This window comes from Paraburkholderia rhizosphaerae (assembly GCF_004366595.1).
Classification (GTDB): Bacteria; Pseudomonadota; Gammaproteobacteria; order Burkholderiales; family Burkholderiaceae; genus Paraburkholderia; species Paraburkholderia rhizosphaerae.
This window is the reverse complement of sequence record NZ_SORE01000012.1, coordinates 127,223-140,696: the sequence shown is the minus strand read 5'-3', so window position 1 is coordinate 140,696 and position 13,474 is coordinate 127,223. Positions and strand designations below refer to the sequence as shown.

General features: G+C 63.0%; 11 protein-coding genes and 3 tRNA genes. 10 read left to right on the top strand and 4 right to left on the bottom strand.

The features are described from left to right. The first annotated feature begins 20 nt into the window (after positions 1 to 20). The 4 genes from BX592_RS17425 to BX592_RS17410 all read left to right on the top strand — a co-directional run bounded on the left by BX592_RS17425 (position 21) and on the right by BX592_RS17410 (position 1,148). A tRNA-Gly gene (locus BX592_RS17425) sits at positions 21 to 96 on the top strand. Positions 97 to 210: 114 nt separating this feature from the next. After that, positions 211 to 286 (top strand) — tRNA-Gly (locus BX592_RS17420). A 172-nt stretch (positions 287 to 458) separates the two neighbouring features. Continuing rightward, a tRNA-Cys gene (locus BX592_RS17415) sits at positions 459 to 532 on the top strand. A 121-nt stretch (positions 533 to 653) separates the two neighbouring features. After that, the gene (locus BX592_RS17410) at positions 654 to 1,148 is read left to right on the top strand and encodes a GNAT family N-acetyltransferase (protein ID WP_134193056.1); all 495 of its coding nucleotides are present in this window, start codon (positions 654 to 656) and stop codon (positions 1,146 to 1,148) included. Between the two features lie 171 nt (positions 1,149 to 1,319). Here BX592_RS17410 and BX592_RS17405 read toward each other — a convergent pair whose 3' ends face one another. The 3 genes from BX592_RS17405 to BX592_RS17395 all read right to left on the bottom strand — a co-directional run bounded on the left by BX592_RS17405 (position 1,320) and on the right by BX592_RS17395 (position 3,397). Then, a complete protein-coding gene (locus BX592_RS17405; RefSeq protein WP_134193055.1) occupies positions 1,320 to 2,222 on the bottom strand; it encodes a cytochrome c oxidase assembly protein in 903 nt (300 codons plus the stop codon). 54 nt (positions 2,223 to 2,276) lie between these two features. Beyond that, positions 2,277 to 2,756 (bottom strand): copper chaperone PCu(A)C, encoded by a 480-nt coding sequence (locus tag BX592_RS17400; RefSeq protein ID WP_377681517.1) that lies wholly within the window; start codon positions 2,754 to 2,756, stop codon positions 2,277 to 2,279. A gap of 62 nt (positions 2,757 to 2,818) precedes the next feature. Then, positions 2,819 to 3,397, bottom strand: a complete 579-nt coding sequence (locus tag BX592_RS17395) for an SCO family protein (RefSeq protein ID WP_243849597.1) — start codon at positions 3,395 to 3,397, stop codon at positions 2,819 to 2,821. Positions 3,398 to 3,913: 516 nt separating this feature from the next. Between BX592_RS17395 and otsB the strand changes: the two genes are divergently transcribed. Together otsB and otsA are read left to right on the top strand one after the other, a co-directional pair. After that, the gene (gene otsB, locus BX592_RS17390; RefSeq protein WP_134193054.1) at positions 3,914 to 4,663 is read left to right on the top strand and encodes a trehalose-phosphatase; all 750 of its coding nucleotides are present in this window, start codon (positions 3,914 to 3,916) and stop codon (positions 4,661 to 4,663) included. 82 nt (positions 4,664 to 4,745) lie between these two features. Then, positions 4,746 to 6,209 carry an alpha,alpha-trehalose-phosphate synthase (UDP-forming) gene (gene otsA, locus BX592_RS17385; RefSeq protein ID WP_134193053.1) on the top strand — a complete coding sequence of 488 codons (1,464 nt, stop codon included), beginning with the start codon at positions 4,746 to 4,748 and terminating at the stop codon, positions 6,207 to 6,209. A 160-nt stretch (positions 6,210 to 6,369) separates the two neighbouring features. Here the strand turns inward: otsA and BX592_RS17380 are convergent, their stop codons facing one another. Continuing rightward, complete coding sequence (locus BX592_RS17380; RefSeq protein WP_134193052.1) at positions 6,370 to 8,208, bottom strand: ABC transporter ATP-binding protein; 1,839 nt, start codon at positions 8,206 to 8,208, stop codon at positions 6,370 to 6,372. Between the two features lie 915 nt (positions 8,209 to 9,123). On the opposite strand from BX592_RS17380, the gene BX592_RS17375 reads away from it, so the two are divergent. The 4 genes from BX592_RS17375 to BX592_RS17360 all read left to right on the top strand — a co-directional run bounded on the left by BX592_RS17375 (position 9,124) and on the right by BX592_RS17360 (position 13,281). Continuing rightward, on the top strand, positions 9,124 to 10,188 hold the full coding sequence (locus BX592_RS17375) for a glycosyltransferase family 4 protein (RefSeq protein WP_134193051.1): 1,065 nt from the start codon (positions 9,124 to 9,126) through the stop codon (positions 10,186 to 10,188). A gap of 346 nt (positions 10,189 to 10,534) precedes the next feature. Further along, positions 10,535 to 11,593 (top strand): hypothetical protein, encoded by a 1,059-nt coding sequence (locus BX592_RS17370; protein ID WP_134193050.1) that lies wholly within the window; start codon positions 10,535 to 10,537, stop codon positions 11,591 to 11,593. Between the two features lie 224 nt (positions 11,594 to 11,817). Then, positions 11,818 to 12,282: a DUF2214 family protein gene (locus BX592_RS17365; protein WP_134193144.1), complete on the top strand. Its 465-nt coding sequence runs from the start codon at positions 11,818 to 11,820 to the stop codon at positions 12,280 to 12,282. Positions 12,283 to 12,438: 156 nt separating this feature from the next. Continuing rightward, on the top strand, positions 12,439 to 13,281 hold the full coding sequence (locus BX592_RS17360; protein ID WP_134193049.1) for an NAD-dependent epimerase/dehydratase family protein: 843 nt from the start codon (positions 12,439 to 12,441) through the stop codon (positions 13,279 to 13,281). Positions 13,282 to 13,474 lie beyond the last annotated feature (193 nt).

Below are 13,474 nucleotides of genomic sequence, written 5' to 3'. Positions count from 1 at the left end.
GCCGGAAGTCAGTAGCAAATGCGGGAGTAGCTCAGTTGGTAGAGCGCAACCTTGCCAAGGTTGAGGTCGCGAGTTCGAGACTCGTCTCCCGCTCCAGAATTTTCGAAGCGGCCCTTGTTTGAGTTTTGAACGAAGACTCGAAGCCGTTTCAGCAGTGCAAAAGGTAATACGCTGCAAGGCAGCCTGATTGGGTGCCACTTGCAGGGCCACGCGGGAGTAGCTCAGTTGGTAGAGCGCAACCTTGCCAAGGTTGAGGTCGCGAGTTCGAGACTCGTCTCCCGCTCCAGCAAATAAAGGGAAGCCAGCTGGGGAAGCAAAGCTTCCCTTTTTGTTTGGCAGGTTTTTCGGCAGGCCAGTAGGCCAATGCACATTATCTGCGGACCGTTGCGCGTGCAACCTTAGGTAGAGTTTTCAGGGTGCAGTCTTTGGCAACGTGATCAGTTCCGTAGTCCGCTTACGGCGCGATAGCAAAGCGGTTATGCAGCGGCCTGCAAAGCCGTGTAGGCCGGTTCGACTCCGGCTCGCGCCTCCAGAAAAAGCCCCGATCAAGTGATAACTGATCGGGGCTTTTGCTTTGGCATCACGCTTTTGTTTTGCGATCACGTCCCGCGCGGCGTCGCGCTACGCCTGGTTCATTCCATCAGAGCTCAACCATGTCCGATTCACAGCAAGTCGATACACCAGCCGCGCCGCACTTCGACTGGCGCTGGAAAGCCTTCGATGATCTGACGAACGTCGAGGTCTACGAGATGCTGGCCGCGCGCAGCGCGGTCTTCGTGATGGAGCAGAACTGTCTGTACGGCGATATCGACGGGCTCGATCGCGACGCATGGCATCTGCTGGTATACGAATCGGATGCGCCGCGCGCGAAGCTCGCCGGTTACCTGCGCGTGCTGCTGCCCGATGCCGAAGAAGCGGATATTCGCATTGGCCGTGTGCTGACTACGGCCGGTTTTCGCGGCGTCGGTCTCGGCAAGGCGATGCTCGAACGCACGTTGAATCACATCTATGCGCAATGGCCCGGCACGCCGGTTCGCTTGCATGCGCAAGCGCATTTGCAGGCGTTTTATGGCGCGCATGGTTTCGAGCCGATCTCGGAAGTGCACGAAGAAGACGGCATCCCGCACGTCTGGATGCGTTCGGCCTGACAGGCGAGCGACTGAGCGGCTCTTGTAGTCGTAGACGCCTGGCATCGCCTGGTCGCCTGGTCGCCTGGTCGCCCAATCGCCGATCGCCGTTTCGCGGTATCGCAGGCCCGGCCCAGTCGCAGCCCCCGCGAACTCGCCGGCTGCGGCGCATCGCCCGCCGCTTCCAGACGGCTATCGCTGCGCGTGTGCGGATGACGTCCGAGTCGCGGACGGGCCCGCGACCGGCCGTGCGCCGGCATCCTGCTTGCCCGCCCGCTCATTGCGCAAACGTCCGCGTGCCGACAGCCGGATCCAGTGGCGCAGTGCAATCAGCGCGCCTAACACGCTCATCATCGACCCCGGAATCCAGAGCAGCAGCCCGCCGATCTGTTGATCGCGCATCGGGCTCAACCATGTGAACGCGCGGCCGCAGATCGAATAGACCGGATACAGTTCGTGCGTCGAAAAGAAGATAAAGGCGCCAAGCAGAATTTGCGGCGGAATCGCGGCGATCACAATCAGGATGCGTCGTCCCGGCGCGAGCCGCGCGGGCGGCGCCGGACGCGGATTGAGCACGAGCCACCAGAACATCAGCCCGTCGATGGCCATGCTCCAGTTCATCACGCGGTACACGCGCCAGTCGATCATCGCGATGAAGTGAATCGGCGATAGCAGCCAGAAATAAATCAGGCCGACAAACAAGACGACCGCGACGACCGGATGCAACAGCACATCGAGCGTCATGCGCACGGCGCGTGTCTGCAGCACGGGCTGCACGAAACGCTGTCGCCAGGTGAATGGGATGCCTGCGCGCAGCGCGGCGCCCGGATACGACAGCGCGATGAAGAATGGCCCGAGATGATGCAGCACCAGATGCTGCGCGCGATGCATGAAGAACTCATGCTCGAAGAAATAGTCGAGCCGCGTGTGCAGCACCACGTAGAGCGCGACAAGCCCGAACCAGAACGACACTTGCCGCGCGAACGACAGCTTCGCTTTGCGCACGCCTCGCACAAACAGCACGGCGGTCACGATCATCACGATCACGACCGTCGGTGACGGTTCCCACGGTTCGAGCCAATAGAGCAGGTTCATCGCGGACAACGGCGCGGGTTCATCGCTGGCAACGGAACAGGTTCATCGCGGCCATCAATTGGCCTGAGCCGGCGATTTCACCGGAAACGTCGTCTCAACCGTTTCACCGTCCGAGAAGTGCAGCTTCAGACGCACGTTATCGCCGGGCGCGATCTTGTGTTTCGGCTCTTCGAGCATCAGGTGATATCCGCCCGGCGCGATCTTCGCTTCACTGTGCGCCGGTACGGTCAGCTTGTCGACCATCACCATCTTTTGCGTCGAGCCGCTCGACACCGTTTGATGCAGCATCGCGCTGCCATAGTCGGCACTCGATACGTCGACGAGGTCGATCGGCTTGTCGCTATTGTTCGAGAGCGTCACATAACCGGCGGCGGGCAGGTTATTCGGCAGCCAGCGCACCCACGGGTTTTTCACGACGATGGCCTGCGCCGCACCGGCAGCGTGAGCGGGCGTGCTCGCGGCGAACATCAGCGCGAATGCAAAGGCACCCGCGCACGCAAAGGCAAACGCCTGCGCGCGTCCAAAACGATGCATCGAAGTCAGAGGTCTCATATTGTTGGTCATCGTGGAAGAGAAAAAGGCATCAGCGAAACACGTCACGAACGAACTTCAATGATACGGCGCAGATCCTGCGCGATCTGATCCGGCGTATCCTGGTCGGTAGCCAATAGCCGCGCGTGGCCTTGCGCGTCGAAGATGTAGACGGCCGAACTATGCGTGACATCGTAGTTACCATTCGGGTCGCGCTTCTCCATCTGGTACGCGACGCGATAGCGTTGCGCGAGTCCCTGGATCTGCGCATCGCTGCCGGTGAGTCCCCGTGCGTGCTGCGCATCGAACGCGCCGACATAGTCGTGCAACGCCTGCGGCGTATCGCGCGCAGGATCGACGCTCACAAACAGAATGCGTACGTGCTGCGCGTCCGGGCCCAGTTTGCCGAGCACTTGCATCAATCGCGCCATCGTCTCCGGACAAACGTCAGGACAATGCGTATACCCAAAATAGACCAGCGTCGTATCGCCTTTGAACGCGGCGGCCGTGGCCGGCTTGCCGTCGTCGCCGGTCAGTGAGAACTCGAGGTCCGGCAAGTGGCCTGTGACGTTGGTCAGCTGCCACGGCGCTTCGTGGTGCGAGCAACCGGCTAGCGCAGTGGCGGCACATAGCGCGACCGTCAACGACGCGACGCGATGCGCAACGGACTTGCGTGCGACGCGCGTTCGCGACGCGCCGACCCTGCGCGCGCCTGCTGCCGAACGCACGGCATCGAAGCGCGCAAATGAAAATCCGGGGAACAAAGGCTTGACCACCGACTCGATTTATCCAGAACCCTCGACGCCCCGCGAGACCGACAATGCGCGTCGTACGACGCGTCCATCGGGAGCAGAATGAACATCCATGCGGTTTCGCGGCAGAGGCAGAAACTCTAGCGCAATTCCGGTTCCCGCGTCGCGCGCCGGCCACCCGATCGGGTCGTTCGGGGCAATATGACGCAGCGTCTGAAAGCTGCGTGAAGCCAGATTGTCCGGTTTTTGACTAATTTCACCGATCGCGTATCGAAATGGACGCGACACATACGGGCTAACCCGCCCGCCGATGTGCGAACGAGACTCCGCGTCTCGATTAATCGACCGATGCGCGGTAAGATGCGCACACTTTTCCGGCTGAAAGCGGCTGAAAGGCAAGATAATCCGATGCAAGCACCTCCCGCAGTCCTCGCTCCAACCGAATACGCGTTCTTCTTCGACTTCGACGGCACGCTCGTCGAACTCGCACCGACGCCCGACGGCGTGCTCGTGCAGTCCGAAACGCCCACACTGCTGACCGAACTGCGCGGCCTGACCCATGGCGCGGTCGCGATCGTGTCGGGTCGCGGCATCGATAGCATCGATGGCTTTCTGCGCATGCCGGACCTGCCAGTCGCGGGGCTGCATGGCGCCGAGCGGCGTGACGCGAATGGCGACACGCAGCGCATCGGCTTTAACGACGACCGGCTGCTGCGCATGGAGCAGGTGCTCGCGGGCGTCGTCAACGCGAATCCGGGAATGCTGCTCGAAATCAAGGGCGCGTCGCTCGCGCTGCACTATCGCAATGCGCCGGACCGCGAGCCGGCCGCGCGCGCGGCGACCGCGCGGTTGGTGGCCGACTATCCGGGCGCGTACGTGTTGCAGCCGGGCAAGATGGTCTACGAGATCAAACCGAAGGACGTCGACAAAGGCCGCGCGCTGCGCGCCTTTCTCGACGAACCGCCTTTTGCGGGCCGCAAGCCGGTGTTCGCCGGCGACGATCTGACGGATGAAAAAGGCTTTGCGGTAGTGAATGAATGTGGCGGCGTGTCGATCAAGGTCGGCGGCGGCGATTCGATCGCGCGCTCGCGGCTCGAGTCGGTGGGCGCGCTGCACGACTGGCTCGCGGCGGTCGTCGCGGCGGCGCGCGGCGCATGAAGCGGCGGCGCGCTCTTTCCGGTTTCGTGGTGCGGCCGTCCGCTTCGGGCCAAGGTTTTATTTCATCGGGGAACCGCGCGTCATGAGTCGCCTGATCATCGTTTCGAACCGTGTCGCGCCGATTTCCGAAGGCGGTCCCGCGGCGGGCGGCCTTGCGGTCGGCGTCTATGACGCGCTGAAAGAAACCGGCGGCATGTGGTTCGGCTGGAGCGGCGACGTGCTGGCCGCGGGACAGCCGCAAATCAAGCTCGAAGAGCGCGGCCCGGTGACATTCGCGACGATCGGTCTCGTGCGGCGCGACTACGACCAGTACTACCGCGGTTTTTCGAATGCGACGCTGTGGCCCGCGTTCCACTACCGTGCCGACCTGCTGCAATACGACCGCCACGAGTACGAAGGCTATTGCCGGGTGAACGCGTGGCTCGCGCAACAGCTGGTCCCGTTGCTGCGCGCCGACGACGTAATCTGGGTGCACGACTATCATCTGATCCCGTTCGCGCAGGCTTTGCGTGCGGCGGGCGTCGCAAACCGCATCGGCTTTTTCCTGCACATTCCGTTTCCCGCGTCGCAAGTGTTGCTGGCCGTGCCGCCGCATCGCTCGCTGGTCGAAGCGCTGTGCTCGTTCGATCTGCTCGGCTTTCAGACGGCGCCCGACTTGCGTTCGTTCTGCGATTACATCGTCAACGAAGCGGATGGCAGCGTGGATTCGCGGCCCGCGACGGCCGCCGAACCCGTGCTGATCCATGCGTTCGGACGAACACTGCGCGCGGCCGCGTACCCGATCGGCGTCTATCCGGACGAGATCGCCGAACTCGCGAAAGCCGGCGAGCGCGGCAAGCCGGTGCGCACGATGAAGGCCACGCTGCACAAGCGCAAGCTGATCATGAGCGTCGACCGGCTCGACTACTCGAAGGGGCTGGTCGAACGCTTCCGTGCGTTCGAGCGGCTGCTCGATCATGCGCCGGCCCAGCGCAACAACGTGTCGTTCCTGCAGATCGCGCCGCCGACGCGCGCCGATATGCATGCTTATCAGGAGATCCGGCTGCAGCTCGAAAGCGAATCGGGGCGTATCAACGGCCGCTTCGCGGAGCTCGACTGGACGCCGATTCTCTATATTCACCGGCAGTACGAGCGCTCGGTGCTGGCCGCGTTGTTCCGCACCGCGCACGTCGGCTACGTGACGCCGCTGCGTGACGGCATGAATCTCGTTGCAAAAGAGTATGTGTCCGCGCAGGACCCGGAGGACCCGGGCGTGCTGGTGCTGTCGCGCTTTGCGGGCGCCGCGCAGGAGTTGACCGGTGCGCTGATCGTGAACCCGGTCGATATCGACGGCATGGCTGACGCGCTCGCGACCGCGTTGTCGATGCCGCTCGCGGAGCGGCAGGCGCGGCATCGGGACATGATCGTGCAGTTGCGCGAGAACAATGTGTCGGTATGGCGCGACAACTTCATGCGCGATTTGCAGCGCTCGCAGCCGGCGTTGCCCGATGTCGCTGAAGCGGGGAAGACACCGCGGCGCGAAGACCGGGCCGGTGTGATGAACTGAGTCGCGCGCGACGAGGCATGCTCGCGCAAACAAAATGCCGCTTCGAAGCGTAAGGTTCGAAGCGGCATTTTTTTAGCCAGCGTCTCAGCCAGCGCCTGTTGATTCCATGCGCGATGGCCGATTGTCGCGATTCGCGATATGCAGCACTCGGCGCGCGCAATCAAGCGACGTGCTGTTCGTCCACTTTCTTGTTGCCGCCGATATGCAGCGTCGTGGTCTTACCGTACTGCTTCGCGAGCAGATCGCGATAGAGGCCCGGACGATTGCGCAACTCTTCGGGGCTGCCGTCGTCGATGACTTTGCCCGCGCTCATCACGATGATCCGGTCGAAATTGTGCAGCGTCGACAACCGGTGCGCAATCGCGATCACCGTGCGGCCGACCATCAGACGATCGAGCGCTTTCTGGATCGCCTCTTCCGATGCGCTATCCAGCGCGGAGGTCGCTTCGTCGAGCAACAGGATCGGCGAATCCTTCAGGATCGCGCGCGCGATCGCGATGCGCTGCCGCTGGCCACCGGACAGTTTCACGCCGCGGTCGCCGACGATCGTATCGAAACCCTCCGGCATCGATTCGATAAAGTCGGTGCAGCGCGCATCGCGCGCGGCCGCGAGCACTTCCTCGCGCGACGCGTCCGGCCGGCCGTACGCGATGTTTTCGTAAACCGTCCGATGCAGCAGCGAAATATCCTGCGGCACCAGCGCGATCGCATGACGCAGGCTGTCCTGCGTGATCGAGCCGATATCCTGGCCATCGATCTTGATCTGTCCGCCCTGCGGTTCGTAAAAGCGCTGCAGCAACGCGAGCACGGTCGACTTGCCGGCGCCTGACTTGCCGATCAGACCGACCCGCTGGCCCGGCTCGATATTCAGATCGAAATGATCGAGAATCGGCCGACGGCGCGGATACGCGAACGTGACCTGGTCGAACTGCACGCGGCCGCCCTGCGGCACAAGCTCGGCCGCGTCATTGCGATCCGGCATGCCGTGCGGCTCGAGCAGCGTCTTGACCGCTTCGGCCAGACGCGCAACGTGCTGCGTAACGTCGACCAGCGCCACCGCGAGGTCGCGCGTGCCGTGCAGGATCGTGAACCCGAGCGAGCTGACCAGCACGATGTCGCCGGACGTCGCGCGGCCTTGATCCCACAGCCACAACGCCCAGCCGAGCAGCCCGGCGGACAGCAGCGCGGTGATCACCGCGTGCAGCAGACGCAACCGCTCCAGATACAGCAGACTCTTCTGCCGCGCGTCCATTTCGGCCTTGACGGTCGCGCCGAAGCGCTTCTGCTCGCGAAACGTCATGCCGAACGCGCGCACCAGCGCCATATTGCCGATCACATCGACCAGCTCGCCGTCGACCGCCGCGGCCTTCGCCGCGAAATTCTGGTGACGCGCGGAGCCGCGCTTTGCGAGCCTGTACAGCACGATCGCGAGGACCGCCGAACAGCTGAGCAACGCGCCGGCCATCAACGGATTCACGGTGATGATCATCACGATCGCGCCGAGCACCGCGATGCAGGGCGGCAGCACGTTCCACGCGGTGGTGTTTTCGGCCGTATAGACCGCATTCGACGTCGCGGTGATCCGGCTCGCGAGCGTTCCGGGCTGCTTTTCGGCGTAATAGGTCGGCGAATGGCCGCTCAGGTACTGGAACAGATCGCGGCGCAAGTCGCCGGTGACGGCGACGAACGTGTGCGCGGCGAACCAGCCGCCGACCCGCCACAGCAGGTTGTCCGCGGCAATCAGGCCGACAAGGATCGCAAACGCACCCCACAGCGGCCCGGGATGATGTCGCCCCTGGCTCAGTACGTCGATCAGGTGTTTGATCGCATATTGCGACGCGAGCGCGCAGCCGACTGCGGCGAACACGCTGCACAGAACCACCGTATGCGCAAAAGGATGGCGGCGAATGAAGCGAAAAAGGAACGCAAGCGGCCGTTGCGCATAGCTCGCAAGCTTTGCGTTATGGGCATTACGCTGGGCAATGGTGAGATGTTCCAATTGTGCGTACTGTCGTCTGAAGTCGGGTTAGCTCATCGGTCACGGGTAGCCTCGTAACACAGCGTAGGTTCCGCATTGTAAACATGCAAAAGCGAATTCGGACCGCGGAAAGTCGATTTACGCCAGCCTCGTGCGGGATTCATTTCAGGATGGCTCGCACGTTACACGGTCCGGCGCGTCCCGCCACCCGATTTGGCTTAACGACGGGCCCGAAGTTTTTCGAGATACAATTACAGTTTGCATTCAATCGGGTCGCATCGAATCGGAGTGGCCCTGTCGGTTAGCGAAGCGATGCTTCGTGAAACGAAGCGACACTGCGATGAGCCTAACCAACCCGCTAGCAAGTGCCGATAAGGTTTGGATACGTGTCGAAGCACAAACTGAAGCACAAACGAGGCCTGAGGCGGGGGATTCGGGGGCACATGCAATCCGGGAACCGAACCGGCCAACGGGGGAAACGCGGGCTAATAACAAGCTGTAACCACAATTGAAAACTGCACCTGAGACCGCATTTAGGAGGACGTTGGCAACACGCGACGGCGAGTTTGTCGCTACCGGTTTCCAATGTAGAACTGTCTTAGAAAACAAGGGGTTGCAAAGTGTTTCCCCTTTGTAACAACGTAAAGTCTTTGAAATGTTCGGGCCGTTTGGCCGAGGTGGCATTGATAATGCGTGCTCGGTCAGCCCAGGATGACTGACATTTGTCAACGGCTGTGCTTGCGGTGCGTTTACCGCGAAGACAGTAGGTGACGATGGCGAAGTCCTGGCGTCCCTACCGGGCGATCCATCGCAGGATTTTCTCGAAAGAGCAGGTATGTGCCGGCATCGGGTCCGGCCATGCAACCTTGGCGAGCACGCGAGTCGCTTTTACAAACTGCAGTTACTTAGCCTGATCTTTTACGGGAGTTAATCCACATGCGAATCGCTCAAATCGCTCCGTTGCACGAGGCGGTTCCGCCGAAGCTATACGGCGGCACGGAACGGGTCGTCTCTAATCTGACGGAAGCACTGGTTGAGCAGGGTCACGACGTGACGCTGTTCGCGAGCGGCGATTCGCGTACCTCCGCGAAGCTCGAAGCATTCTGGCCGCAGGCGCTGCGTCTGGATCCGACGATCCGCGACGTGATGGCGCCGCACATGCTGTTGCTCGAAGAAGTGCGCCGCCGCGCGGACGAATTCGACGTTCTGCACTTCCACATCGACTATTACCCGTTCTCGCTGTTCGCGCGTCAGCCGGTGCCGTTCCTGACGACCATGCATGGCCGTCTCGACCTGCCCGAACTGCAGCCGGTGTTCAACACGTTCAGCGACGTGCCCGTTGTGTCGATTTCGGACAACCAGCGCCAGCCGCTGCAGCAGGCGAACTGGCTGCAAACGGTCTATCACGGTCTGCCGGAGAACGTGCTGACGCCGATCCCCAACGTCGAGCCGGGCTATCTCGCCTTCCTCGGCCGCGTGTCGCCGGAGAAGGGCCTCGACCGCGCGATCCGCATCGCCGGCCAGGCGGGCATGAAGCTCAAGGTTGCAGCCAAGATCGACAAGGCCGACCGCGCCTACTACGAAGAAGTGATCAAGCCGCTGATGGCGCTGCCGCACGTCGAGTACATCGGCGAAATCGGCGAAGCCGAAAAGCGTGAGTTCCTCGGCAACGCGCATGCACTGGTGTTCCCGATCGATTGGCCGGAGCCGTTCGGTCTGGTGATGATCGAAGCGATGGCATGCGGCACGCCGGTGATCGCGTTCAAGCGCGGCTCGGTGCCGGAAGTCATCGAAAACGGCGTGTCCGGTTTCGTCGTCGAAGACGAAATCAGCGCGGTGGCGGCCATCAATCGCCTGTCGCAACTGCCGCGTGCGAACGTGCGCAAGGCGTTCGAGGCACGTTTCACGTCGCAGGTGATGGCGCGCAACTACGTCGCGACCTATGAAGAACTGCTGCGCCAGAAGCGCCGTACCGTGCTGCGCGAGGTCAACGCGAGCTAACGCGGCTTGACCGCGACCGCCGCGCGAGCGGCGGCTGCGTGAAGTTTTTCACAACGCCCCGTGTGCACCTTGCACCCGGGGCGTTGTGTTTCCCGGGCGCCCGACCGTTAGATGTCGCGATTCGCTGATGCCACAATCTGGCGCATCGACGCCCATTCGCAGGCATGTCGTCCGGTGGTGCACCGGACTGACGCATCGCTGGCATGCGCATCGCATCGCGGCGCGCGCGCCGGGCGGATGGTCAGGTGCGGGTTGGGTGAGGGTCCGGTGAGTCGGCCGCGCAATATCCCTATAATGGCCGTGCCGCAAAATGCGCAAGCGGCGTCACGGACACGAGGAGAATGCTTTGGCGAGAACGAAACAGACGCGAGCGAATGCCGCGCCGGGCGCCGGCATGATCTTCGCGCTGCGTGCGATCGGTCTCGTGATTTTCGCACGCTGGCTGTTCTCGATGTCCAACATGGACGTGTTGACTGCGTTGTCCGCGATGGCTTCTTCGCCGTGGGCCTGCATCAATCTCGTGTTCCTGTTTCTGCTGATTTTTCTGCCGGGCGCGCGCGCCCGCGTCGAGCGTCCGTTCCATCCGCTGCCGCAATGGCTGCGGCAGGCGCTGCGGCTATTCGCGTTTCTCGGGTTTCTGTTCGCCGCCTGGTCGGTCGGCGCGTTCGCGTGGACGGCGGGCTTACGGCGTGCCGCGCATGCGGTGGCGGCAACCAATGGCTGGCTGCTCGCTGCGCCAGCGTTGTACGCGGCCGTGCTGTGGATTTGCCGGCCGCGCGCGCTATGGCGCACGAATACCGGTGCGCGCCGCTTTGCGATTGGCCGTTACGCGATTTCCATTGATAACGTCACGCGTACTGCAGTGGTCTGGATGGAAAGCCGCAAGCTAGGGCAGTACGATGCGCGCGAACTTTCGGTGCGATGGCCGGGCGGCGTGATCGACGGTGGCAGTCGTGCGGCGAAAGAAACACCGGGCGGTGACGCGAAGGATGCGGCCGGGTCAGGCCTCGGGGCCGTGCCCGTTGCCGCCGCGCCTGATATCCAGGCGCAGCGTGACGCCGCGTTTGACACCCGCGAGGCACAAACGGACGCTAATCAGGACAACCATGTGGGCGCCGATACGGATGCCGCTGCGCGCGGCGTCGACGGCCAACACACCGCCGAACCGCCCGCGACCGCTCCCGTCGCGAGCCGCGAGCCCGCCATCGCGCGAGCCACCAGTATGGCGCCGCCGCGACATACCGGTCCGGGCGGCTGGCTGCGTCGGCCGAAGATCGAACTGATGTGGGATTCGCCGGCGGCGGCCGGGCATAACCGCCAGACGGTATTTCGTGTGTCGCTCGTATCTGAAGGCGACCGCACAGCGGCCCGCGCGCTCGACGCGAGCTTGCGGCAAGCGGGATGAACGGATCGCATGCACGCCATGGCCGCCGCGAACGTGGCGTGAGTCCGGGGTTTGGGTTGTCTGTCCGGTTCGTTGCTTGCACATCGACCATCGCTGCGCCCCAGGACGCTGTGCGTCGTGTGAGACCGACCGATGCCAACCGAACCACGCGCGGCTGACTGCGCGAACAACGAAACAAACAGGCGACAAGAAAGAGAAAAGAGAAGTATCGAATGGACGTGTCCTTGTTGATCCGCTGGGTGCTTGCCGCACTTCATCTGCTGGGCTATGGTCTTGCGCTGGTGGCGATCGTTGCGCGCACCTACGCGTTGCGGCGTTGTTCGTCGCCGCAAAGCTTGTCGAGTGTGTTTCTCGCCGATAACGTCTGGGGCCTTTGCGCGGTACTGCTGATCGTCTCCGGTTCGATACGCGCGTTCGGCGGCTTCGAGAAGGGCGCGTCCTTTTATCTTCAGGAGCCGCTTTTCCACGTGAAGATGGGCGCGCTGGTCATCATTCTGCTGCTCGAAATCGCACCGATGGTCGCGTTGATCCGCTGGCGCATCGCGCTCAGAAAAGGCATGCCGCCACGGCTTGGACGCGCGCATCGGTTTGCGACGATCGGCGCGGTGCAGATTGCGCTGCTCGTCGTGATGGTGTTCGCCGCGACCGGGATGGTGCGCGGTGTTGGCGTGCCGGGCACCGACTGGTAAGCGACGGTCGCGGCGTACCCAGTACCCAGTACGCAGCACCGGCCAGGGCGACGGCGGGCAGCGGGCTTGCCAGCAGGGCAGCGGACTCGTGCCGCACGACGGTGACTATTTTCAACGCCGGTTTCTTTGCCGGCTTTCGACCTGGAACAACACGCTATGACCGACCAACAGGCGCCGACGTCTGCGGCGCGCAAGCCCTTTCACCGTCTCCTGCTGACCGGCGCGGCCGGCAACCTCGGCGTGCAATTGCGCGGCGCGCTCGGCGCATGGGCCGACGTCGTGCGGCTGTCGGATATCGCGCCGATCGACGCGCTCGCGAAGCATGAAGAAGCCGCGCAGGTCGATCTCGCTGATCGCGCGGCGGTCGATGCGATGCTCGACGGCGTCGACGCGGTCGTGCATCTGGGCGGCATCTCGATCGATGCACCGTTCGACGATCTGCTCGAAGCGAACATCCGCGGTCTCTATAACCTGTACGCGGCAGCGGTGAAGCATCGCGTAAAACGCGTCGTGTATGCGAGTTCGAATCATGTGGTCGGCTTTCACCCGGTCACGTCGGTCGTCGATGTCGATGCACCGCTGCGGCCGGACAGCCTGTACGGCGTGACGAAGTGTTTCGGCGAAGCGCTGTCGCGCTACTACTTCGACCGTTTCGGCATCGAAACCGTGTGCCTGCGCATTGGCTCGTCGTTCGAAGCGCCGAAAAACCGGCGCATGATGGTGACGTTTCTGAGCTTCCGCGATTTCATCGAGCTGGTGCGCTGTTCGCTGTTCACGAACCGGGTCGGGCACGCGATTGTTTACGGTGTGTCGGATAACCTGACGAAGTGGGTCGACAACACGAAGGCGTCGTATCTCGGCTTTCGTCCGCAAGACAGTTCCGCGCAGTTTGCGCATCTGTTCGAGCCGGTCGCGCCGAGCGCGGAATCCGACGATGTCGCGCAACGCTTTCAGGGCGGCCCGTTCGCGGCGGCCGCGCCGCTCGAACGCGACGCGTAAGACTTCGCCGCACGTTCGCGTCCTTCCGTCGTTACGTATCGTGTTCACATGGTCATGCTATGGTCGCACGGCGTCCGGCCCAATCCGGCCGCCGCTGCACAAGCGTTGAACAACCCGCGTTGAACCACCACCGCGTGCTCTGCCATGACCCGTTCGAGCCTTTTCCCGCAAAGGCGGCGCCGCCGGTGGCCGC

Excerpts from the sequence above, each read along its gene's own strand:
- BX592_RS17410 (WP_134193056.1), top strand. The coding sequence starts at position 654 with ATGTCCGATTCACAGCAAGTCGATACACCAGCCGCGCCGCACTTCGAC.
- BX592_RS17405 (WP_134193055.1), bottom strand. The coding sequence starts at position 2,222 with ATGAACCTGCTCTATTGGCTCGAACCGTGGGAACCGTCACCGACGGTC.
- BX592_RS17400 (WP_377681517.1), bottom strand. The coding sequence starts at position 2,756 with ATGCATCGTTTTGGACGCGCGCAGGCGTTTGCCTTTGCGTGCGCGGGT.
- otsB (WP_134193054.1), top strand. The coding sequence starts at position 3,914 with ATGCAAGCACCTCCCGCAGTCCTCGCTCCAACCGAATACGCGTTCTTC.
- otsA (WP_134193053.1), top strand. The coding sequence starts at position 4,746 with ATGAGTCGCCTGATCATCGTTTCGAACCGTGTCGCGCCGATTTCCGAA.
- BX592_RS17375 (WP_134193051.1), top strand. The coding sequence starts at position 9,124 with ATGCGAATCGCTCAAATCGCTCCGTTGCACGAGGCGGTTCCGCCGAAG.
- BX592_RS17360 (WP_134193049.1), top strand. The coding sequence starts at position 12,439 with ATGACCGACCAACAGGCGCCGACGTCTGCGGCGCGCAAGCCCTTTCAC.